This is a genomic window from Tsukamurella pseudospumae (assembly GCF_001575205.1).
GTDB classification, from domain to species: Bacteria; Actinomycetota; Actinomycetes; order Mycobacteriales; family Mycobacteriaceae; genus Tsukamurella; species Tsukamurella pseudospumae.
Genome location: NZ_LSRE01000001.1, coordinates 192,464 through 212,749 on the forward strand (window position 1 = coordinate 192,464; position 20,286 = coordinate 212,749).

Consider the following 20,286-nt stretch of genomic DNA (forward strand, 5'->3'; position numbering starts at 1 on the left):
CTTACCCCTGTCGCGCGAGCAGCCGCCGAGCGTAGTCCTCCGCGGCGGCGAGATCGGCGTCGGAGGGACGGCCGCGGTTCATGCCGCCGACCAGACCGAACGGCCCCATCGTGTCCCATCCGCGGCAGTGGTACACCTCGGGATCGACCCGGAACCCACGGCCTCCGAGCAGATCCGCAAGGCTGCGGGTGTATCGGCGCAACGGCGTCTCCGGCAGCCCGCTGGTCGCGTACACGAACGCCGCACCGCGCTGCCGGACCGGCAGTGACCGCACCAGCTCGACGAGCGCCGGATCGAAGTACATCCAGTACACGCCGGAACCGAATCCGATGAGGTCGGCGGCGTCGATCTGCTCCGCCGTGACCTCGGCGGGCGTCACCACGGCCGCGCCCAGCACCCCGCCGATCCGGTCCGCCACCTTCCGGGTGTTGCCGTGATGTGTGGACGCGCAGATCAGCATTGCCGACATGACCCCATCCTCACACGGGCGGGGGCGGCCTGTCTCGACGAGGAACTGACTCTCGAGTAAGTTCCTCTCCAACAGTTCCAACAGTCACGACGAAGGAGACTTCCATGGGATTCCTCCCCAAGAACCCGACCGAGATCATCGGTCGCGCGGATCGCACCCTCACCAGCGCAGACGAGACGCTCGGTCGCGTGGACGGCACGTTGAGCGAGGTCAGCGCGACCCTCGCCGGCGTCGACACGAAGTTGGGAACCGTCGACTCGACCCTCGCGAACGTCGACACCAAACTCGGCACCGTCGACTCGACGCTGACCGATGTCGACACCAAGCTGGGGACGGTCGACTCGACGCTGAGCACGGTGGACGGCACGCTCACCGAGGTGTCGAGCACGCTCACCGAGGTCAAGAGCGCCGTGGCGGACGTCAAGTCCCTCCTCGAGCAGCTCGACACCAAGCTCGCGCTCCTCGACCGAGTGCCGGACATCATCGAGAAGCTGGACGCGCTCGCCGCGAAGTCCTGACGATCCGGCGATGCCGGGGCCGGCGTTCGCGCGGGCCCCGGCACGTTCGCGCCTCAGGCCCCGGACCAGCGGTCCTTGTCCGCCTGCGTGATCTCGACGGGGCCCTGCGCGGGCTGGGTGATGCGGACGTGGTTGCCGAACGGGTCCCGCAGTGCGCAGTCGATGCCGTAGGGCTGCTCCTGCGGCTCCTCGGTGAACTCGACGCCCTTCGCTCGGAGCGCCTCGTAGGTGCCGCGGCAGTCCTCGGTGTTGAGGATGCAGGCCACGCCGAGCGCGCCCCGCGTCAGCAGGTCCCGCTGGGCGGCCGCGATCTCGGCGCCGCCCGGGACACCGGGCACCTCCAGCACCAGCTGGCGCTGCGGCTCGGACGGCAGCGCGATGGTGAGCCAGCGCATGAAACCCATGTCGACGTCGTCCTGCACCTCGAACCCGAGCTTGCCGACGTAGAAGTCCAGGGCCTCGTCCTGGTCGAGGACGAAGACGGATGTGATGGCGATCGATGTGAACATGCCGATGAGCCTACGAAGCCGCGGCGATCCGCGCTTATCCGGAACTGCTCAGTGCGCCGGCCTGGTCCATGACCGCACCACGCAGCCGGGCGCGGCCAAGGGTGCCGTATCGCGGCGGTACTCCGACGGCGACCGCCCCACGATCGCCCGGAAGGTGCGGCTGAAGGTGCCCGTCGACCCGAACCCGACCTCGAATCCGATGTCCGTGATCGACCGGTCCGTGTCACGCAGTCGAGCCATCGCCCGCTCGATCCGCCTCCGCTGCAGGTACCGGTGCGGCGTCTCGCCGAAAGCGACCGCGAACTCGCGGGAGAAGTGCGCCGGTGACATCAGGGCGATGCGCGCCACCGCGGGCACGTCCAGCTGCCGCGCGTAGTGCCGGTCCATGGCGTCACGGGCCCGCAGCAACCGCAGGTTCGCATCCTCGCGGAGGGAGAGACGGGCCACGGCGCCGCGGATCAGCGGCCGTCGAAGGCGTCGAGCAGACGCTGGGCGGCCAACGCAGGTGTGAGCGAGCCGTCCTGGACTGCAGCCTCGACCCCGGACCGGACGGACCGCACACCGTCGGACTGCTCGACCCGGGACAGGACCGTGTCCCGGACCATGGTCCAGGTCCAATCGACCTGCTGTTGCCGGCGGCGGCGGTCGAACTCCCCCGCCTCCTGCAGCGTCGTGCGATGCCGGATGACGGCGTCCCAGAACTCGGGGATGCCGGTGCCCTCGATGGCGCTCTGCGTCAACACGGGTGGCCGCCACAGCGATCCGCGCGGGTGGATCAGCCGGAGCGCGCTCGACAGCTCGCGCGCGGCGACCCGGGCCTCGACGATGTGGTCACCGTCGGCCTTGTTGACCGCCACCACGTCGGCGAGCTCGAGCACGCCCTTCTTGATGCCCTGCAGCTGATCGCCGGTCCGGGCCAGGGTGAGGAAGGTGAAGGTGTCGACCATGTTCGCGACGGTGACCTCGGACTGCCCGACGCCGACGGTCTCGACCAGGATCACGTCGAAGCCCGCAGCCTCCAGCAGCACGATCGTCTCGCGCGTGGCCTTCGCGACCCCGCCGAGCGTGCCGGACGTGGGCGAGGGCCGGATGTACGCGCGCGGATTCACGGCCAGGGTGCCCATGCGGGTCTTGTCGCCCAGGATCGAGCCGCCGGAGCGCGTCGACGACGGATCCACCGCGAGCACGGCGACCTTGTGCCCCAACGAGATCAGGTGATTGCCCAGCGCCTCGATGGTCGTCGACTTGCCGACCCCGGGCACGCCGGTGATCCCCACGCGGGTGGCGATCGGCGCGTCCGGGGCGGGCGTGAGCGCGAGCAGCAGTTGCTGCGCGAGCGCCTGATGATCCGGGCGCCGCGATTCGACGAGGGTGATGGCCCGCGCCAGCACCGCGCGCTTGTCCGCGCGGACGCCCTCCGCGAGCTCGGCGACGGTGATCACGCCAGCTGGTACCCCAGCTTGCCGCCCAGCTCGTGCAGCAGGTTCACCGCGGCGTCCGCGATGACGGTGCCGGGCGGGTAGATCGCCGAGGCGCCGGCCGCGTACAACTCGTCGAAGTCGCCCGGCGGGATGACGCCGCCGACCACGATCGTGATGTCCGGCCTGCCCACCTCCGCAAGCGCGTCCCGGAGAGCGGGGACCAGCGTCAGGTGGCCCGCGGCGAGCGACGACACGCCCACCACGTGCACGTCGTTGTCGGCGGCCTGCTGGGCCACCTCCTCCGGCGTGGAGAACAGCGGGCCCACGTCGACGTCGAAGCCGAGGTCGGCGAACGCGGTGGCGATCACCTTCTGGCCGCGGTCGTGGCCGTCCTGACCCATCTTCGCGATGAGCACGCGCGGGCGGCGGCCGTCGGCCTCCTCAAACTTCTCGACCAGGCCGATGGCGGTCTCGATGTTGCCGGACGCGCCGGCCTCCTCGCGGTACACACCACTGAGCGTACGGATCTCGGCCTGGTGTCGGCCGTAGACCTGCTCGAGGGCGTCGGAGATCTCGCCGACGGTGGCCTTGGCCCGCGCCGCGTCGATCGCGAGCGCGAGCAGGTTGTTCTCGAGGTTCGCCCCGCCCTCGGCCGAGGCCGCGCGAGTGAGGTTCGCCAGGGCGGCCGTGACGGCCTCGGGGTCGCGCTCGGCCCGCAGCTGCTCGAGCTTCGCCAGCTGCTCGCCCCGGACCTTGGTGTTGTCGACCTTGAGCAGCTCGATCGCCGCGTCCTCGGGCACCTGGTACTTGTTCACGCCGAGCACCGGCTGCCGCCCCGAGTCGATGCGGGCCTGTGTCCGGGCGGCCGCCTCCTCGATGCGCAGCTTCGGGATGCCCTCGTTGATCGCCTTCGCCATGCCGCCGGCCTCGGTGACCTCGCGGATGTGGGCGCGGGCGCGTTCTGCCAGCTCGTGCGTGAGAGTCTCGACGTAGTACGAGCCGCCCCACGGGTCGATCGGGCGCGTGGTCCCGGACTCCTGCTGCAGCAGCAGCTGCGTGTTGCGGGCGATACGGGCCGAGAAGTCGGTCGGCAGGGCGATGGCCTCGTCGAGCGCGTTGGTGTGCAGCGACTGGGTGTGGCCCTGGGTCGCGGCCATGGCCTCGACGCAGGTGCGTCCGACGTTGTTGAACACGTCCTGCGCGGTGAGCGACCACCCCGAGGTCTGCGAGTGCGTGCGCAGCGACAGCGATTTGGCGTTCTTCGCGTCGAACTCCGCCACGAGCTCGCTCCACAGCAGGCGCGCGGCGCGGAGCTTGGCGACCTCCATGAAGAAGTTCATGCCGATGCCCCAGAAGAAGGACAGGCGCGGCGCGAACTTGTCCACGTCGAGGCCCGCCTCGATGCCTGCCTTGATGTACTCGACACCGTCGGCCAGCGTGTAGGCGAGCTCGAGATCGGCTGTGGCCCCGGCCTCCTGGATGTGGTACCCGGAGATCGAGATGGAGTTGAACTTCGGCATCTTCTGCGAGGTGTAGGCGAAGATGTCCGAGATGATCCGCATCGAGGGCGCGGGCGGATAGATGTAGGTGTTGCGCACCATGAACTCTTTGAGGATGTCGTTCTGGATGGTGCCCGCGAGCTTCTCGGGGCCCACACCCTGCTCCTCGGCCGCCACGACGTAGAGCGCGAGGATCGGCAGCACGGCGCCGTTCATCGTCATCGAGACGGACACGCCGCCCAGGTCGATGCCGTCGAACAGTTGGCGCATATCGAGGATCGAGTCGATCGCGACGCCGGCCATGCCCACGTCACCGGTGACGCGCGGGTGGTCGGAATCGTAGCCGCGGTGGGTGGCGAGATCGAACGCCACCGACAGCCCCTTCTGGCCCGACGCGAGGTTGCGGCGGTAGAAGGCGTTGGACTCGGCGGCGGTCGAGAAGCCGGCGTACTGCCGGATGGTCCACGGCTGGTTGACGTACATCGTCGGGTACGGGCCGCGCAGGAAGGGCACCGTCCCCGGGTAGGAGTCCACCGGGTAGCCGGCCGCCGCGACGGCATCGCGGTCGGCGCGGGTGTAGACGGGCTTGACGTCGATGCCCTCCGGCGTGGTCCAGGTCAGCTGGTCCGGGGTGTAGGCGTAGGCCTTGGCCGAGGCGTCCACGAAGGCGTCGACGTCGGCGCTCGACGGTGTCGCGCCCGGCAGGTCCTCGAACGGAACGTCGGCGAAACTGGCGATCTCGCTGGTCATCACGCCCCCAATCGGGTCAGCAGGTCGTCGAGCGCGGCGGCCGCGTCGATCTTCGCGTGCAGGTAGATGTCGATCAGTCCGTCGTCGACGGTGCCGGGCGCACCCGCGAGCAGCACGAGATTCCCCTCGTCGCGGAGCGCGCGGGCCAGCGCCTCGCCCTCCTCGGCGTAGCCCGGGTCGGAACCCGCGAGGACGGCGATCCGCGCGCCGGCCGAGCCGTCGAGCGTGGCACTCCCCGCGGCCTGCTCGACCGCGTCCAGGACGGTCTCGATGCCGCCGGAGGCGAGCAGGTTGGTGAGGAAGGTGGACCGCCCGTTGTACTGGGCTACGGTGCCGATCGTGACCATCCGGATCCGCGGCCGCACGCCGTGCTCCCGGAGGAAGGCGTCGGAGCGGGTGCGCAGCGCCTCGAAGGGCGCGGCGTAGGACCGCACGACGGGTCCGTTCGTGGCCGCCGACGGTGCGATGGCCGGCTCGGCCAGGTTCGGGAACTCGTTGACGCCGGTGATCTTCTTGGCGCGCCGCGCGACCGCGGAGTCGCGACGGTCCGCGGCCTCGCCGAGACGGGTGGCGATCGACTCGTCGGCGATGCCCCGGCCGAACCCGCCCGCACGCTCGACCTCCTGCAGCACGCCCCACGCGGCGCGCGCCAGGTCGTCGGTGAGGGACTCGACGTGCCAGGATCCGGCACCCGGGTCGACGACCCGACCGAGGTTGGACTCCTCGAGCAGCAGCAGCTGGGCGTTGCGCGCGATGCGGCGGGCGAACGCGGGCGAGTAGCCCTCGACGCCGCCGGGCAGGGCCTCGTCGTACTCCAGCGTGGTCACGTAATCGGCGCCGCCGACGCCCGCGCCGAAAGCGGCGACGGTGACGCGGAGCATGTTGACCCAGGGGTCGCGCTGCGTGGTGGCGGCCAGCGAGGTCACGGCGTGGACCGGCGCGTTGCCCGCCTCCGGCTCCCCCAGCTGCTGGGCGACGCGCGCCCAGACCGTGCGCCAGGCACGGATCTTGGTCAGGGTGAGGAACTGGTCGTCCGTCGCGGCGAGGCGGATCGTCAGCTGGCCCAGGGCGCCGGCGGTGGACAGCCCGGCGGCGGTGAGGGCGCGGACGTGGTCGAGCGCGGCCGCGGCGGTCAGGCCCAGCTCCTGGGCGCACGTCGCTCCGGCGTTGTGCAGGTCGGCACCGTCGACGACGATCGCCCGGACGTCCTCGACCCGCGCATCGGCGCTGCGGGCGAGCTCGGTCGCCTCGTCGAGCGCGATATCGGCGCGGCCCACGACCTGCGAGGTCAGCGGCGCGGCGCCCAGGCTGACGTGGACGAGGTCGGCGCGGTAGGCGTCGGACTCGGCGGCCTTGTCGAGGGCGGCGTAGACCTGTGTGGCGGCCTCGGCGGCACGGCCTCCGGCCGAGACCAGGATCGGCGCCATGTCCGGGTACACGCCCTCGAGCAGCGGCGCGGGATCCGCGCGGGTGATCCAGAGCGCGCTCGCGCCGGACTCCAGCGCACCGAGCACGTCGGCGGAGTCGGTGCCCTCGGCGAAGCGCTCGGCGACCTTCCACCCCAGGCGGACGTCGGGCGTGGGGTTCCCGCCGCGGACGAAGGGGAAGGCGCCGGGCAGCGGGGCCTCGGGCAGTTCATCGCGCTGCGAGTACAGCGGCGCGATGTCGACGCCGTCGTCCTCGGTGGGGGTGGTCAGTGCTGCGATCGGGTCCTCGGGCGGCGTCCCGCCGCGCGACTTCGCGAGCACGGCACCGACCGAATCACGCCACGCGTCGTACGGGTTGTCCGCCACGAGACCTCCTCACCTGTGGCCCGGCACACGCCGGGTCGATGAGAACCCACGTTAACCGATTGCGCTTGCTACGCCCCAGTAGGGTCGCGGCACTCCGCGCGCACACCGCGTATCTTGGCTCGACGTGAGCGACAACGAATCCCGGCTGCGGCCCGGCGACCGCGCCCTCGTCGTCCGCGCGGCGATCGGCTGCGTGCTCGTGCTCGCTCTCGTGGTCGTCGGGATGCTGCTCCCGCACCCCGGTATCTCGACGGTGCGGGGGTGGGCGGACTCGACCGGCACCTGGTTCGTGGTCCTGTTCCTCGTCGCCCACACGGTGGTGACGGTGTTCCCGATTCCCCGGACGATGTTCACGGTCTCCGCGGGCGTGCTGTTCGGCCCGACCGGGATCCTGCTGTGCATGGTCGCGTCCACCGCTGCGGCGGTGATCGCCTTCCTCGCGGTGCGCGCCGTCGACGAGCGGCACCCGTCCGTGGTGCTCGCGCGGGTGCGGGAGCACCGCGCCTACCTCCCGATCGCCGCGCGGCTACGTGCCCGGGGCTGGCTGGCCGTCGGGTCGCTGCGGCTCATCGCCGTGGCGCCGTTCTCTCTGGTCAACTACGCATCGGCGCTCTCGCCCGTGCGCTTCTGGCCGTACCTCGCGGCGACGGTGGCCGGCCTCGCGCCCGGCACGATCGCGGTCGTGCTGCTGGGCGACGCGCTGACCGGTGAGTCGTCGCCCTGGCTCGTGGTGGTCAGTGGCGCGTTGATGGCGGTCGGGATCGCAGGCCTTCTGCTCGACGCCCGCATGCCCGCAAGACCTGAGGCTTGACAGGGTTCACCGCAAGGGCTTGCACTTGCCTACGGACGGACGTGCAGGAGCCCGGGGATGTCGACGACGCCGCCGAGCACGTGATCCGCTCCGGCCTCGGCGAGCGTCGCACCGTCGGCCTTGCCGGTGAGCACACCGACCGAGACCGCACCGGCGTTGTTGGCGGCCTGCACGTCGACGGCGGTGTCGCCGGCAGCGAGGACGCGGGCGACATCGCGCACGCTCGTGCGCTCCATCGCGCGGTGGATCATGTACGGCGCCGGGCGACCCGCGGCCACGTCGGACGTGGTGACCACCGCGTCCACGACGGCGCCCTCGCCCTCGCCGATCCGCCAACCGATGGCGGCGAGCAGCGGGAGCGCGACGGCGTCGTCGAAGCCGGTGGTCAGCGCGACCTTCACGCCGAGGGCGCGGATCTCGCGCAGCGCCTCGGGCACGCCGGCGATCGCGGTCGGCGGCGTCGCGGTGTAAGCCTGCTGCAGCCGTTCGCGGAAGCGCGCGAATCCGGCATCGACCCGCTCCGCCGTCGGCTCGACGCCGCCGAGACGCAGCAGGTTGGTGATCGCCTCGACCTTGTCGGTGCCCATCCATACCTGCAGATCGGCCTGGGCGACGGTGGCGCCGGCGTCCTCGACGGCGCCGCGCAGCGCCTCGTAGACGGCGCCGCCGTCGTCGATGGTGGTGCCGGCCATGTCCAGCGCGACGAGCTCGATGGGGTGTGCGGTCATGCGTCTCTCCTGACGGGTACGGAGCGCAGCGCCCGATCGGGCGCTGCGAAGAGTCGGTTCTCGACGATCACGGTCGTGACGCCGGGGGCGTAGCGGTCCTCGGCGTACTCGACGACGGTGCCGGCGGCATCGGTGGTCAGCCGCCGGACGCGCAGCAGCGGAGCCCCCTCGGCGAGCCCGAGGTTCGCCGCATCCTCCGCGCCGGCGGTGACGGCGTCGATCTGATGCGTGGAGGCGTAGAGGTCGGCGCCCGCGTCGAGGAGGAAACGGTTCACCGACCCGGAGTCCGGGTCGAACTCCATCAGCCGCTTCCCGAGGTCCCACACGAAGTACATGGCCTCGGAGAGTGCGGGGGCACCGTCGAGCGTGCGGACCCGGCGGAGCTCGAGGACCGGATCCCCCACCTCGACCTGCAGCAGCTCGGCGATCGCCGCGGACGCCGGGACGCGGGCCTGCAGGACTGTTCGCTGCCCCGGCTCGTGGCCGTGCTCCCGGGCCCACGCGGTGAACGACCCGAGGGCGCTGGCGGCGTGACTCGGAACATTGCGCCGGACCAGAGGCGAACGCCCCTGCCCGCCCACGATCAACCCCTCGGACCGGAGCGTCGCGAGGGCCTGACGCACCGGGCCGCGCGATGTGCCGAACTCCTCGCACAGCGCCGCTTCGCTGGGTGCCTGCTCCCCCTCCGGCCAGCGACCGGAGGCGATGCGCGCGCGGAACTCCGCGGCGAGGCGTTGATGAAGAGGCTGAGCTGCGACCACACCATTGAGTATACAAGTGAAATCGCCCCCAACCGTCTGTCCACATGAACGTCGCGTGAACAGCAGCACCACCTCGATGTACAGCGATACAACTTGTATAGACATCGTGTTCCGGGTCTTGCCAAGTCCAGGTACGGGCCGTCACGCTGGACGACATGAACACCGCAGTGGACGTCCTCGTCGTCGGCGCCGGCATCGTGGGGCTGGCCCACGCCGTCGAGGCGCTGGATCGCGGCCTGACGGTGACCGTCATCGACCGGGACGATCGGGCGATCGGGGCGTCGATCCGCAACTTCGGGCACGCCTGCGTGACCGGCCAGTCCGGGGACCTCGCCGATCTCGCACACCTCGCCCGCGACCGCTGGCTCGACCTGGACGCCCGCGCCGGGCTCGGCGCCCGGGCCACCGGGGGTCTGGCCGTCGCGCGGCACGCGACCGAGCTCGCCGTCCTCGAGGAACTCGCGGACCGCCGGGCCGGCGAGGTCGAACTGCGGACCCCGGCACAGGTGCGGAACGCGCTGCCCGGCGGCGGCGCCGACGACGTGATCGGGGGCGCAGCACTGCTGGCCGACCTGCGGGTCGACCCCCGCGTCACCGTCGCGCGGCTGGCCGCCTGGGTCGACGCCCAGGACCGCGGCGAGGTCCGGTTCGGCACCACCTACCTCGGCTTCGACGGCGTCCGCGCGCACACCAGCCGCGGCACCGTCGATGCGGAGCGAGTGATCGTCTGCGTCGGGCACGATCTCGACCACCACTTCCCGGATCTCGCCGAGGAGCACCTGGTCCGGCGGTGCGCCCTGCAGATGGCCCGCGCCGCGGATCCCGGCACGGTCGTCACCCCCGCGGTACTGACGGCGACCTCTCTCCTGCGCTACCCGGCGTTCGCGGAGACCGCGGCCGCCGCCGCGCTCCGCACGCGGATGGCGGCCGAACGTCCCGACCTGCTCGACATCGACGCGAACGTCATGTTCACGCAGCGCCCCGACGGCACGCTGATCATCGGCGATTCGCACCACACCGACCGCACCGTGGAGCCCTTCCTCGACGAGGCCGTCACCGAGACCCTCCGCGCCGAGGCCGCACGCGTCATGGGCCTGAGCGGGCTGCCGATCATCGAGCGCTGGCAGGGCGTCTACGCCTCCAGCGCGCTGCGCCCCTACCTCGTCGCCGAGCCGGCACCGGGCCTGTCAGTCCGCATCGTCACCTCCGGCGTCGGCATGACCATCGCGCACGGGCTCGCCCGGCGCCACTTCCCCATCTGATCGAACACCCCGCCACACCCCCACCTCCGCTCCACCCGAACGAAGGGCAATCCCCCATGCGCATCACCCGTTCCCTCAGCGCGATCACGGCCGTCGCGGCGGTGTTCGCCGTCGCCGCGTGCGGCGGCACCGGCGGCGGATCCGGCTCGTCGGACTCCGTCACCGTCTACAGCGCCGACGGCCTCGGCGACTGGTACAAGGCCGAGTTCGCCGACTTCACCAAGAAGACCGGGATCAAGGTCTCGCTCGTCGAGGCCGGCTCCGGCGAGGTCGTCTCCCGCGCGCAGAAGGAGAAGGCGAACCCACAGGTCGACGTGCTCGTGACGCTGCCGCCGTTCATCCAGCAGGCGCAGCAGCAGGGCTCGCTCGTGAAGTCGGACGTCGACACCTCGTCGGTCCCCGCCGAGCTCAAGTCCGCCGACGGCACGTACGTGGCCGTGGTCAACAACTACTTCGCGATGATCCGCAACACCGCCGCACAGCCGAAGCCGACGGACTGGGCCGAGTTCACCGGTCCCGCGTTCAAGCAGAAGATCCAGTACTCCACGCCCGGCAAGGCCGGGGACGGCACCGCCCTGCTGCTGCTCCTGCAGCACGTCATGGGCAAGGAGGCCGCGCTGACGTACCTCAAGGATCTGCAGCCGAACAACGTCGGCCCGTCGACGTCGACCGGCAAGCTCGGCCCGAAGACCTCCAAGGGCGAGCTGACGGTGGCCAACTCCGACGTCCAGATGGCGCTCGCGGCGATCGCCGCCGACAAGGTCGCCTACGAGGTCTTCTACCCCACCTTCGGCGGCAAACGCACTACCCTGCCGCTGCCGTACTACATGGGCCTGGCAGACAAGGCGCCCCACTCCGCGAACGGCACGAAGCTGATGGAGTTCCTGCTGTCGAAGGACGTCCAGCAGAACGTCCCCGAGAAATCCTGGGGCGCACCGGTCCGCACCGATGTCACCCCGTCGGGCCCGCAGTGGGAGGCCTTCCGCAAGGCCCTCGACGGCGTCGAGATCTGGAACCCGGACTGGAGCCGGGTGCTCACCGGCCTCGACGCCGACGTCAAGAGCTATGAGAAGGCGACCGGCCAGTGACCGCACCGAAGCGCATCGTCGCGCCGAAGGGCCTCGACGACGACGCCGTGGACCGCACCGTCCGCCGTCGGACGGCGGTCGGGGTGCAGAACGTGAGCGTCGTCTACGGCGACACGACCGCCCTGCGTGACTGCAGCTTCCAGGTCGCACGCGGCGAGACCGTCGCGCTGCTGGGGCCGTCGGGCTCCGGCAAGTCGACCGCCCTCAAGGCGATCGCCGGCTTCGAGCGCGTCTCCTCGGGCACCGTCACCATCGACGGGCGCGATGTCACGCACCTCTCCCCGGCGAAGCGGGGCATCGGCATCGTCGTCCAGAGCTACGCACTGTTCCCGCACATGACCGTCGCCAAGAACGTCGCCTTCGGGCTGCGCTCGCGCGGCGTCGAGCGGTCCGCGGTGGCGCCGCGGGTCACCGAGGTGCTGGGGATGGTCGGCATGGGCGATTACGCGGACCGGCTGCCCGGGCAGCTGTCCGGCGGCCAGCAGCAGCGGGTGGCGATCGCCCGCGCGCTCGCCACCCGCCCGGAGGTCGTGTTGCTCGACGAGCCGCTGTCGGCGCTCGATGCCGGCATGCGCAAGGACATGCTCGGCGAGCTGCAGCGGCTGCGTGCGGAGCTGCCCGATGTCGCGATGGTCTACGTCACGCACGACCAGAGTGAGGCGCTGGCCCTGGCGGACCGCGTCGCGATCATGCGCGACGCCCGGCTCGAGGCGATCGGCACCACCGCCGATCTGTTCCACCGGCCGCCCACGCGGTTCACCGCGACCTTCCTCGGCGGCGCCGACGTCCTCCCGAGCGGTGCGCTGCGCACCTCCCGCCCCCTGCCCGACGGTGACCATCTCCTCGCGGTCCGGCCGTGGGCGTGGCGGTTCACGCGGACGGCGCCGTCGAACGGCGTGCGCGTGACCGTTGAGCAGGAGCAGTGGCGCGGCGCGGTCCGGCACGTGACCGCGCGGATCGTCGAGACCGGCGAGACGATCGGCGTGGACGTGCCGGTGCTCGTGGACGCGCCGCTGCGCGCCGAAACACTCTGGGCCGAGGTCGATCCCGGCGATGTCATGGTGGTCCCGGCGTGACCGCGGTCCTCGACGCCCCGCCGGCCCCGCCCGCGCCTCCGGCGGAAGGGCGGTTCGCGGTGCCGCGGTGGGTGTGGGTGCTGCCGCCGGTCGCCCTCATCCTCGTGGCGGTGGTGTACCCGCTGGTCGGGATCGTGGCGCGCACCTTCACCGACAAGGCGGAGCGCCCGGCCGGCTTCGCGACCTGGCGCGACACGCTCACCGACGGTGCGGTTCTCCGTGCGTTGGGCACGACGCTCGAGGTCGCGGTGCTCTCGACGGTCGGCTGCCTGATCGCGGGCACCTTCCTCGCCCTGGTGCTCGCCTTCGTCCCGTTCCCCGGGGCCGGGGCGGTCGCCCGGCTGATCGAGGTGGTCGTCTCGTTCCCGAGCTTCCTCATCCCGCTGGCGCTCGGCGTGCTGCTCGGGCCGGTCGGCGTCCTGCAGGCGGTCGGGCTGCCCACCGGCTCGTTCACCACCTCGCTGTGGGGCGTCGTGCTCGCCGAGATCGCCTTCTACACGCCGTTCGTGGTGCGGCCGATGCTCGCCGCGTTCGGTCGCTTCCCGACGGTGCAGATCGACGTCGCCTCGTCGCTGGGCGCGGGGCCGGTGCGGATCATCGGCACGGTGATCCTGCCGGCGGCGCTACCCGCGCTCGCGGCGGCCGGATCGCTCACCTTCCTGTTGACGCTCAACGAGTTCGGGATCGTGCTGTTCACCGGCGCCAAGGACGTGATCACCGTCCCGATGCTCGTCTACACCCGGTCGATCGTCGGCCAGGACTTCGCGTCGGCGGCCGTACTGGCCACGGTGCAGTTGATCATCTCCGTCGGCGCGTACGCCGTGTACCGCGCCCTCATGAAGAAGGGAACGCACTGATGCTGGTGCGCAATCCGGCGGCGCGGGTCGCCGTCTGGGCGGTGTTCGCCCTCGTGCTGCTGGGTCTGGTGATCACCCCGATCGCCGTCACGGTGATCACGGCGTTCAGCGCCGGCTGGACCTCGGTGCTGCCGTCGGCCCTGACGACGGCACACGTCGCGGACGTGTTCACACCCGAGAACGCCGCCAGCATCGGCGTCTCGGCACAGACGGCGATCCTCGCCTCGGCGGTCGCGGTCGTCGCGGGAACGTGGGCCGCGCTCGCGGTGCCGGGCCTGCCGGGCCGCGCGCGGGGCGTGGTCGACGCCTTCTTCCACCTGCCGGTCGCAGTGCCGTCGGTGGTCGTCGGCCTCGGCGTGCTGGTGGCCTTCTCTGCGCCGCCGATCGTGCTCGGCGGCACCCCGGCGATCGTGGTGCTCGTCCAGGCGATCCTCGTGTTCGCGTTCGCCTATTCGATGGTCTCCGCCGCGGTCTCGCAACTGGACCCGATGCTGGACAAGGTGGGCGGCTCGCTCGGCGCCTCGCCGCTGCGCCTGCTGGTGACGGTGCGCCTGCCGCTGCTGGCTCCCTCGATCGCCGCGGCCGCCGGCCTGTCGGTGGCGCTGTGCATGGGTGAGCTCGGCGCGACGATCATGGTCTACCCGGCGTCCTGGCGCACTCTGCCCGTCACGGTGTTCACCCAGTCGGACCGCGGCGATCTGTTCGGCGCCGCCGCGAACACGATGTTCCTCGTGCTGGTCACCGTCGTCATCCTCGGTGTGCTGTCGGCGTTCCGGCGGCGCGGCCGGAACTGACCGCGAGCAGCGTCTGCACCACCTCGCGCGGTGCGGCGTCCTTGCGCCGTACCGCGCGCAGGCGTCGATGCAGGTCCACGCCATCGGTGGGAACCTCGACGAGGCGACCGTCCCGGAGCTCCGCCGCGACGGCGAGTTCGCTGAGTACGGCGGCCCGGCCGCCCGCGGCGACCATGATCTTCACCGCGGCGTTGGTGCCGAGGGCCACCGACCTCGGGTTCGGGGCGAGCCCGACGCGGCGCAGGGCCGCCTCGAGGGCGTCACGCGTGCCGGCGCCCGGCTCGCGCGTGACGAGCGGAAGTTCCGCGAGTTCGGCCGCAGTCACGGGCCGATCGTCGCGGCGCCGGGTGAGCGCGTCGCCGGGCGCCGCCACGAGGAGCAGGCGGTCGGTCCGCACGGTCCGCGACGCGAGGTCGTCGGGCACCGTCGGCCCCTCGATGAAGCCCAGGTCCGCGACGTGGGCACGGACATCGGCGATCACCGCCGCGGAGTTGCCGACGGTGAGGTGCACCGGCTCGTCGGTGTGCTCCCGCAAGCGGGCGAGCCAGGCGGGCATGAGGTACTCGGCGATGGTCTGGCTGCAGGCGATCCGCACGGTGTGGTCGAAGCGGAGCGCCTCCGCCCCCGTCTGCAGGGCCGACATCGCGCTCACGACGGTGCGCGCCCACTCCGTGACGGCGGCCCCCTCGGGGGTGAGCTCCGCGCCGCGGGTGCGGCGGTCGAGCAGGTCGAGGCGGAGCTGTCGTTCGAGGTGGCGCAGCCGCGAGCTGGCGCTGGGTTGCGAGATCCCGCACTCGCGGGCCGCAGCCGAGATCGACCCGAGGTCCGCGACCGCTACGAGCAGGCGCAGTGATTCCACCGACGGCGTTTCCATAGTGTCAGTCTATGGGTAGATAGCTGATCCATAGCTACCGTCGGCCCGTGATCCCCGCGAGAGTTGCAGGCATGAGCACAGCCGCCGCACCGTCGGACACCCGGACCGCACCGCACTCCCGCCTGCGTCGCGCCGTCCCCGGCGCCGCGCTGGCGCTGGCCGTCGCCGCGGTCGCCACGGTCGTCGGTCGCGTGATCCCGGTGCTCGGCGCCCCCGTCGCGGCGGTCCTGCTCGGGGCCGCACTCGCGACCGCGCTGCGACCCGCCCGGCGGTGGCCCGGCACGGCGACCGGATTCGCGCTGACCGGCGGCGTCGCCCTGCAGGTCGCGGTCGTGCTGCTCGGGTCGCAGCTCTCGCTCGGACAGGCGTGGGCGGTCGGCCGGTCGTCGATCCCGGTGATGTTCGGGACCATGGCGGTCTGCTTCGGCGCCGCGGCCCTGTTCGGCAAGTGGCTCGGGATCGAGTCGACGCTCCGCACACTGCTGGGCGTGGGTACCGCCATTTGCGGAGCGTCGGCCATCGCGGCCGTCACGCCCGTGCTGCGCCCGAAGCCCTCCACGGTCGCGTACGCGCTGTCGACGGTGTTCGTCTTCAACGTCGCCGCAGTGCTCACGTTCCCGTGGCTCGGCCACATGCTGGACATGGGGCAGCACGCGTTCGGCGTCTTCGCGGGCACCGCGGTCAACGACACCTCGTCCGTGGTCGCCGCCGCCGTGACCTACGGCGACGAGGCCACCCGTACCGCCGTGGTGGTCAAGCTGACCCGCGCGCTGATGATCGTTCCCGTGGTCCTGGTGCTCGCCTATGTCGTCGCACGCCGGCGTCCCACGACCGCGGACGCGCCCCGCCCCCGGGCGACCAAGCTCGTCCCGTGGTTCCTCGTCGGCTTCGTCGCGCTCGCGGGCCTGAACTCGATCGTCCCGTTCCCCGCCGATCTGCGGTCGACCCTCGGGCTGGCCTCGACGCTGCTCATCACCTGGGCACTGGCCGCGATCGGGCTGTCGACGGACCTGAGCGCACTGCGCCGCACCGGGTGGACACCCCTGCTGTTCGGCGGGTTGCTGTGGATCACCGTGTCCGCCTCCAGCCTCGGTATCCAGGCTCTGACCACCGGGCTCCACTGATCCGCAAGCCGTGATCCTTGCGAGCGGTCGCCGCAAGGGTTTAGGCTTGACAGATGATCGTCATCACAGCGGACCAACAGGGCAGCCGGAAGGACGCCGATCGGGTCGACGGTGCGCGGGAGCTGCTCGGCCCGCTGCGCTGGCTCCGGTCGCCGGACCGCACGGCGGGCGACGAACTGCAAGCCGTCACCGACGACGCCGCCGTCGCGGTGGACGCCGCCCTCGCGCTCCTCGCGGACGGGCACTGGAGCGTCGGGATCGGGACCGGCCCCGTCGAGCTGCCACTCCCCGACCAGACCCGTGCGGGAAGGGGCCGCGCCTTCGAGGCGGCGCGCGCGGCGGTGGAGGCCGCCAAGGGCGTCGCCGTTCCCGTGCAGGTCAGAGGTGCCGACGGTGCCGCCGCCGGACGCGCCGAGGCGATCCTGTCAGTGCTCGGTCTTATCGTGGGCCGCAGATCACGGGAGGGGCAGGAGGTGACCGCGTTGCTGAACACGGGCATGTCGATCACGGCCGCGGCGGCCGAGCTGGGCGTCTCGCGCCAGGCGGCGTCCCAGCGGGCGGCGGCGGCGGGCTGGTCGGTGGAGCCGGCGGGGCGCGCGCTGGCGGTCGAGTTGCTGGGCGCGGCCGACGTCGCGCCGGCCGCCGATCCGGGGGTCGCGCGATGATCGCCCTCGTCGTCGTCCTGCTGGTCGCGGCCGCCGTCGCCGGAGTGCTCGCCGCGCGCCGCGGCACGGAGGGCGTCGCCGGCGTCGTGGCGGCGGCCGTCCCGGCGCTCTTCGTCGGGGCGGCCGCGGTCGTTGCGCTCGCGGCGCCCGCGGCCACCGGCTTCGGGCTCGCAGCCGCGCGCGTCGCGGCCGTCGTCGCCGCGATGGCGGGCGGCAGCGCCCTGGTGACCGCCGCGTTCACGCTCGCCGGTGCGACCGGCCGGAACACCCCGGATCCGGCACCGTCCGACGGCGACACCGAGGGCGAGCCGTCCGGCGGTGACCCCGTCCCCGAGCCGCCGCTGCGCGGCGGGCTCGCGATCGGCGTGCTCGAACGGGCCGCGATCGCGGTGTGCGTCCTCGCGAACTTCGCCGCGGGTCTCGCGGTGATCGTGGCCGCGAAGGGGCTGGCCCGCTACCCGGAGCTGCGTCATCCCGGCGCGGCCGAGCAGTTCATCATCGGCACCTTCGTCTCGGTGCTCTGGGCCGTGGCGTGCGCGGGGGTGGCCGTCGCCCTCGGGAGGTGACTCGTCCGCGCACGACGACATCCGGTCCCGGATCTCGGTCTCCGGAGACGATGCCCGCGTAGTCCGCGTCCCCTAGCGTGAAGTGGACGCCCGGACACGCACGACCACGATGGAGATCGACATGCCCGCCTTCCCCACCCTCGACGGTCGCACCGTCTTCCTCACCGGCGCCGCGAGCGGGATCGGCGCGGCCGCCGCGCGGACCCTTGTCGCCGCCGGCGCGAACGTCGCCCTGGTCGATCTGCGGGCGCCCGAGGCGCTGGCCGCCGAGCTCGGCCCGCGGACCCTCGCCCTCGCGGGGGACGTGACCAGCTCCGACGATATGAACGCGGCGGTCGCGCGCACCCTCGACGCCTTCGGTGCGATCGACGTCTGCTTCGCCAACGCGGGCATCGCGGCGGCGCAGCCCACGACGATCCTCGCGTCCCCCGTCGACGAGTTCGAGCGGATCCTCGAGGTCGACCTCCTCGGCGTGTGGCGCACGGTGCGCGCCTGCCTGCCCCACGTCGTCGATGCCGGCGGCCACGTGCTCGTGACCGCGTCGATCTACGCCTTCTTCAACGGCGTCGCCAACGCCCCGTACGCGATGTCCAAGGCGGCGGTCGAGGCCTTCGGCCGGGCGCTGCGCGCGGAGCTCGCCGGCACGGGCGCGACCGCGGGCGTGCTCTACCCGGGCTGGATCGCGACGCCGATCATCGAGGCCTCGCACCGGGCGGGCACACCGGCGAACGAGCTGGTCGAGCTCGCGAACCCCGGCCCGCTCGGGCGCACGATCACGCCCGAGCGCCTGGCGCAGGACATCGTCCGCGGGATCACGGCGCGACGCGCTCGGATCGTCTCGCCGCGCCGCTGGGTGCCGCTGATGGTCGCGCGCGGACCGTTCGGCATGGTGATGGACGCCGTGATCGACCGGACCGGCCGGATCCAGAATCTGATCCGGCAGGTCGAGGACGAGGCCCGCGCGCTGCTGACCCGTCCGGATCGCAGTCAGTAGTCCCGCTGCGGCTCCTGCGCGTGCTGCGGCGGAGTGAGGCCCGGCTGCTGCACCTCGTACGGCGACTGCTGCCACTGCGCCGCGCTCTGCCCGAGCGGCAGCTGCGCGGTGGCGTCCGAGGGCTGCGCGACCTCCGCGTCCGGGACGGGTGCGGCGTTCTTCGTCGTCGGCGCGATCGGGGCGTCGGGCACCTCGTCCTTGGTGACCACGACGGGCGCCACCGGCTCCGGCGTCTCGAACCAGCCCGAGGTGTCGATGTCCGGGGCGGTCGCGGGCGCGTCCTCGGAGGGCTCGAACCGGAACACGCCATCGGAGCCCGGCGTGCCGAGGTTGCGCATGAACCCCTGCAGCGCGGCGTTGAAGTCGCTCGGCACCACCCACACCTTGTTCGCGTCGCCCTGCGCCATCTCGGGCAGGGTCTGCAGGTACTGGTAGGCGAGCAGCTCCGGCGTGGGGCGGCCGGACTTGATCGCCGAGAAGGTGGTCTCGATGGCCTTCGCCTCACCCTGCGCCTCGAGGTAGGCGGCGGCCCGTCGGCCCTCGGCGCGGAGGATCTCGGCCTGGCGATCGGCCTCCGCCGCGAGGATCGCCGCCTGCCGCTCGCCCTCGGCCAGCAGGATCCGGCTGGCCTTGTCACCCTCGGCCGACTTGATGGCCGCCTCCCGATGCCCCTCGGCGGAGAGGATGGTGGCGCGCTTCTCGCGGTCCGCCTTCATCTGCTTCTCCATCGACTCCTGGATCGACGGCGGCGGGAAGATCGACTTGAGCTCGACCCGCGCGACGCGCAGGCCCCAGCGGGACGTGGCCTCGTCGAGCACGCCGCGCAGCTGGCCGTTGATCTTCTCGCGCGAGGTCAGCGTCTCCTCGAGGGTCATGCCGCCGACAACGTTGCGCAGCGTGGTGGTGGTGATCTGCTCGACGCCGACCACGTAGTTGCTGATCTCGTACACCGCGGCCTCGGGGCGGGTCACCTGGAAGTACACGACGGTGTCGATGTTCACCGTGAGGTTGTCCTGCGTGATCACCGGCTGCGGCGGGAACGACACGACCTGCTCGCGCAGATCGACCCGGGCACGCACCGTGTCGATGAACGGGATGAGCAGCGCCAGTTGGCCGGACACCGTCTTCGTGTACCGGCCGAGCCGCTCGATCACCGCCGCCTGCGCCTGCGGGACCAGCACCAGTGCCTTCACCAGCACCACGACCGCCGCGAGGATCAGTACGACGAGTACGACCAGCCCGATTCCTATGCCGTCCATGCCTCTTCCTCTCCGTTGTGGGTCTTCGTCAGCTGTCGACCACGATCGCCACGGCACCGTCGATCTCGACGATGGTGACCTCGACGCCGATCGGGATCGCAACCCCCTCGTACGGGGTGCGCGCCGACCATTCCTCGCCGCCGATCATCACCCGCCCGCCGTCGCCACCCGAGACGGCCTGCAGCACGCGGGCTTTCGTTCCGGGCAGCGATTCCAGGTACGACGGCGCGTCGCCCCGCTTGCGCTCGACGTACCGCCGCAGCGGTGGGCGCACCAGCAGCAGGAACATGACCGACGACAGCGCGAACACCAGCCCCTGGGCCCACAGCGGCAGGTCGAACACGCTCGTGGCGCCGGCCGTGACGAGTGCGCCGCCGCCGAGCATGAGCAGAGTGAACTCGCCGGCCGCCGTTTCCGCCACGGCCAGCAGGATCGCGCCGATCAGCCAGAGCGCCGCTGCCATACCTC

Annotated in this window: 22 protein-coding genes; 11 read left to right on the forward strand and 11 right to left on the reverse strand. The window is 72.0% G+C overall.

The genetic code is table 11. The annotated features are described in order from the left end of the window. Position 1: 1 nt before the first annotated feature. Positions 2–469 (reverse strand): flavodoxin domain-containing protein, encoded by a 468-nt coding sequence (locus AXK61_RS00945; RefSeq protein WP_068743318.1) that lies wholly within the window; start codon positions 467–469, stop codon positions 2–4. Positions 470–573: 104 nt separating this feature from the next. Here AXK61_RS00945 and AXK61_RS00950 point away from each other — a divergent pair, with 104 nt between their 5' ends. Then, on the forward strand, positions 574–987 hold the full coding sequence (locus AXK61_RS00950; protein WP_068569529.1) for a hypothetical protein: 414 nt from the start codon (positions 574–576) through the stop codon (positions 985–987). Positions 988–1,040: 53 nt separating this feature from the next. Here AXK61_RS00950 and AXK61_RS00955 read toward each other — a convergent pair whose 3' ends face one another. The 5 genes from AXK61_RS00955 to AXK61_RS00975 form a co-directional block, all read right to left on the reverse strand. After that, on the reverse strand, positions 1,041–1,496 hold the full coding sequence (locus tag AXK61_RS00955; RefSeq protein ID WP_068743319.1) for a VOC family protein: 456 nt from the start codon (positions 1,494–1,496) through the stop codon (positions 1,041–1,043). Between the two features lie 48 nt (positions 1,497–1,544). After that, on the reverse strand, positions 1,545–1,883 hold the full coding sequence (locus AXK61_RS00960) for a helix-turn-helix domain-containing protein (protein ID WP_082789175.1): 339 nt from the start codon (positions 1,881–1,883) through the stop codon (positions 1,545–1,547). A gap of 71 nt (positions 1,884–1,954) precedes the next feature. Beyond that, the gene (meaB, locus tag AXK61_RS00965; protein ID WP_082777807.1) at positions 1,955–2,935 is read right to left on the reverse strand and encodes a methylmalonyl Co-A mutase-associated GTPase MeaB; all 981 of its coding nucleotides are present in this window, start codon (positions 2,933–2,935) and stop codon (positions 1,955–1,957) included. After that, positions 2,935–5,166, reverse strand: a complete 2,232-nt coding sequence (gene scpA, locus AXK61_RS00970; RefSeq protein WP_068569526.1) for a methylmalonyl-CoA mutase — start codon at positions 5,164–5,166, stop codon at positions 2,935–2,937. The genes meaB and scpA overlap by 1 nt, the downstream gene beginning before the upstream one ends. Next, positions 5,166–6,959 (reverse strand): methylmalonyl-CoA mutase family protein, encoded by a 1,794-nt coding sequence (locus tag AXK61_RS00975; RefSeq protein WP_068743323.1) that lies wholly within the window; start codon positions 6,957–6,959, stop codon positions 5,166–5,168. Before AXK61_RS00975 ends, scpA begins: the two co-directional genes overlap by 1 nt. Positions 6,960–7,083: 124 nt before the next feature. On the opposite strand from AXK61_RS00975, the gene AXK61_RS00980 reads away from it, so the two are divergent. Continuing rightward, positions 7,084–7,770: a TVP38/TMEM64 family protein gene (locus AXK61_RS00980; RefSeq protein ID WP_231855358.1), complete on the forward strand. Its 687-nt coding sequence runs from the start codon at positions 7,084–7,086 to the stop codon at positions 7,768–7,770. A gap of 29 nt (positions 7,771–7,799) precedes the next feature. Here AXK61_RS00980 and AXK61_RS00985 read toward each other — a convergent pair whose 3' ends face one another. Beyond that, entirely contained in the window at positions 7,800–8,498 is a 699-nt protein-coding gene (locus AXK61_RS00985; protein WP_068743325.1) for a phosphonatase-like hydrolase, read from the reverse strand. Then, positions 8,495–9,259 (reverse strand): GntR family transcriptional regulator, encoded by a 765-nt coding sequence (locus AXK61_RS00990; protein ID WP_068569523.1) that lies wholly within the window; start codon positions 9,257–9,259, stop codon positions 8,495–8,497. Before AXK61_RS00990 ends, AXK61_RS00985 begins: the two co-directional genes overlap by 4 nt. Before the next feature lie 155 nt (positions 9,260–9,414). Between AXK61_RS00990 and AXK61_RS00995 the strand changes: the two genes are divergently transcribed. From AXK61_RS00995 to AXK61_RS01015, 5 genes are read left to right on the forward strand one after another with little or no spacing between them, the layout of a single operon-like run. Beyond that, positions 9,415–10,521, forward strand: coding sequence for a TIGR03364 family FAD-dependent oxidoreductase (locus AXK61_RS00995; protein WP_068569522.1), 1,107 nt, complete (start codon positions 9,415–9,417; stop codon positions 10,519–10,521). A gap of 56 nt (positions 10,522–10,577) precedes the next feature. Further along, the gene (locus tag AXK61_RS01000) at positions 10,578–11,609 is read left to right on the forward strand and encodes a 2-aminoethylphosphonate ABC transporter substrate-binding protein (protein WP_068569521.1); all 1,032 of its coding nucleotides are present in this window, start codon (positions 10,578–10,580) and stop codon (positions 11,607–11,609) included. Beyond that, a complete protein-coding gene (locus AXK61_RS01005; RefSeq protein ID WP_068743328.1) occupies positions 11,606–12,685 on the forward strand; it encodes an ABC transporter ATP-binding protein in 1,080 nt (359 codons plus the stop codon). Before AXK61_RS01000 ends, AXK61_RS01005 begins: the two co-directional genes overlap by 4 nt. Then, positions 12,682–13,542, forward strand: coding sequence for a 2-aminoethylphosphonate ABC transporter permease subunit (locus tag AXK61_RS01010; RefSeq protein WP_068743330.1), 861 nt, complete (start codon positions 12,682–12,684; stop codon positions 13,540–13,542). Before AXK61_RS01005 ends, AXK61_RS01010 begins: the two co-directional genes overlap by 4 nt. Then, positions 13,542–14,336: an ABC transporter permease gene (locus tag AXK61_RS01015; protein WP_068569518.1), complete on the forward strand. Its 795-nt coding sequence runs from the start codon at positions 13,542–13,544 to the stop codon at positions 14,334–14,336. The genes AXK61_RS01010 and AXK61_RS01015 overlap by 1 nt, the downstream gene beginning before the upstream one ends. Here the strand turns inward: AXK61_RS01015 and AXK61_RS01020 are convergent. Next, the gene (locus AXK61_RS01020; RefSeq protein WP_068569517.1) at positions 14,290–15,210 is read right to left on the reverse strand and encodes a LysR family transcriptional regulator; all 921 of its coding nucleotides are present in this window, start codon (positions 15,208–15,210) and stop codon (positions 14,290–14,292) included. The genes AXK61_RS01015 and AXK61_RS01020 overlap by 47 nt on opposite strands. A 71-nt stretch (positions 15,211–15,281) precedes the next feature. On the opposite strand from AXK61_RS01020, the gene AXK61_RS01025 reads away from it, so the two are divergent. The 4 genes from AXK61_RS01025 to AXK61_RS01040 all read left to right on the forward strand — a co-directional run bounded on the left by AXK61_RS01025 (position 15,282) and on the right by AXK61_RS01040 (position 18,559). After that, entirely contained in the window at positions 15,282–16,334 is a 1,053-nt protein-coding gene (locus AXK61_RS01025; protein WP_068743332.1) for a YeiH family protein, read from the forward strand. Between the two features lie 53 nt (positions 16,335–16,387). Beyond that, positions 16,388–16,999 carry a hypothetical protein gene (locus tag AXK61_RS01030; protein ID WP_068569515.1) on the forward strand — a complete coding sequence of 204 codons (612 nt, stop codon included), beginning with the start codon at positions 16,388–16,390 and terminating at the stop codon, positions 16,997–16,999. After that, positions 16,996–17,565: a hypothetical protein gene (locus AXK61_RS01035; protein ID WP_068569514.1), complete on the forward strand. Its 570-nt coding sequence runs from the start codon at positions 16,996–16,998 to the stop codon at positions 17,563–17,565. The genes AXK61_RS01030 and AXK61_RS01035 overlap by 4 nt, the downstream gene beginning before the upstream one ends. Before the next feature lie 82 nt (positions 17,566–17,647). After that, positions 17,648–18,559 carry an SDR family NAD(P)-dependent oxidoreductase gene (locus AXK61_RS01040; protein ID WP_231855360.1) on the forward strand — a complete coding sequence of 304 codons (912 nt, stop codon included), beginning with the start codon at positions 17,648–17,650 and terminating at the stop codon, positions 18,557–18,559. Here the strand turns inward: AXK61_RS01040 and AXK61_RS01045 are convergent. Continuing rightward, positions 18,553–19,818: an SPFH domain-containing protein gene (locus AXK61_RS01045; RefSeq protein WP_068569513.1), complete on the reverse strand. Its 1,266-nt coding sequence runs from the start codon at positions 19,816–19,818 to the stop codon at positions 18,553–18,555. The two genes, AXK61_RS01040 and AXK61_RS01045, sit on opposite strands and share 7 nt — an antisense overlap. Positions 19,819–19,846: 28 nt before the next feature. Then, on the reverse strand, positions 19,847–20,281 hold the full coding sequence (locus AXK61_RS01050; RefSeq protein ID WP_068743334.1) for an NfeD family protein: 435 nt from the start codon (positions 20,279–20,281) through the stop codon (positions 19,847–19,849). Positions 20,282–20,286: the final 5 nt, after the last annotated feature.

Coding starts and splice junctions, on each gene's coding strand:
- AXK61_RS01045 (WP_068569513.1), bottom strand. CDS start 19,818: ATGGACGGCATAGGAATCGGGCTGGTCGTACTCGTCGTACTGATCCTC.
- AXK61_RS00945 (WP_068743318.1), bottom strand. CDS start 469: ATGTCGGCAATGCTGATCTGCGCGTCCACACATCACGGCAACACCCGG.
- AXK61_RS00955 (WP_068743319.1), bottom strand. CDS start 1,496: ATGTTCACATCGATCGCCATCACATCCGTCTTCGTCCTCGACCAGGAC.
- AXK61_RS00985 (WP_068743325.1), bottom strand. CDS start 8,498: ATGACCGCACACCCCATCGAGCTCGTCGCGCTGGACATGGCCGGCACC.
- AXK61_RS01035 (WP_068569514.1), top strand. CDS start 16,996: ATGATCGCCCTCGTCGTCGTCCTGCTGGTCGCGGCCGCCGTCGCCGGA.
- AXK61_RS01030 (WP_068569515.1), top strand. CDS start 16,388: ATGATCGTCATCACAGCGGACCAACAGGGCAGCCGGAAGGACGCCGAT.
- AXK61_RS01000 (WP_068569521.1), top strand. CDS start 10,578: ATGCGCATCACCCGTTCCCTCAGCGCGATCACGGCCGTCGCGGCGGTG.
- AXK61_RS01020 (WP_068569517.1), bottom strand. CDS start 15,210: ATGGAAACGCCGTCGGTGGAATCACTGCGCCTGCTCGTAGCGGTCGCG.
- AXK61_RS01025 (WP_068743332.1), top strand. CDS start 15,282: ATGAGCACAGCCGCCGCACCGTCGGACACCCGGACCGCACCGCACTCC.
- AXK61_RS01050 (WP_068743334.1), bottom strand. CDS start 20,281: ATGGCAGCGGCGCTCTGGCTGATCGGCGCGATCCTGCTGGCCGTGGCG.
- AXK61_RS00960 (WP_082789175.1), bottom strand. CDS start 1,883: ATGGACCGGCACTACGCGCGGCAGCTGGACGTGCCCGCGGTGGCGCGC.
- AXK61_RS00950 (WP_068569529.1), top strand. CDS start 574: ATGGGATTCCTCCCCAAGAACCCGACCGAGATCATCGGTCGCGCGGAT.
- scpA (WP_068569526.1), bottom strand. CDS start 5,166: ATGACCAGCGAGATCGCCAGTTTCGCCGACGTTCCGTTCGAGGACCTG.
- AXK61_RS00995 (WP_068569522.1), top strand. CDS start 9,415: ATGAACACCGCAGTGGACGTCCTCGTCGTCGGCGCCGGCATCGTGGGG.
- AXK61_RS01015 (WP_068569518.1), top strand. CDS start 13,542: ATGCTGGTGCGCAATCCGGCGGCGCGGGTCGCCGTCTGGGCGGTGTTC.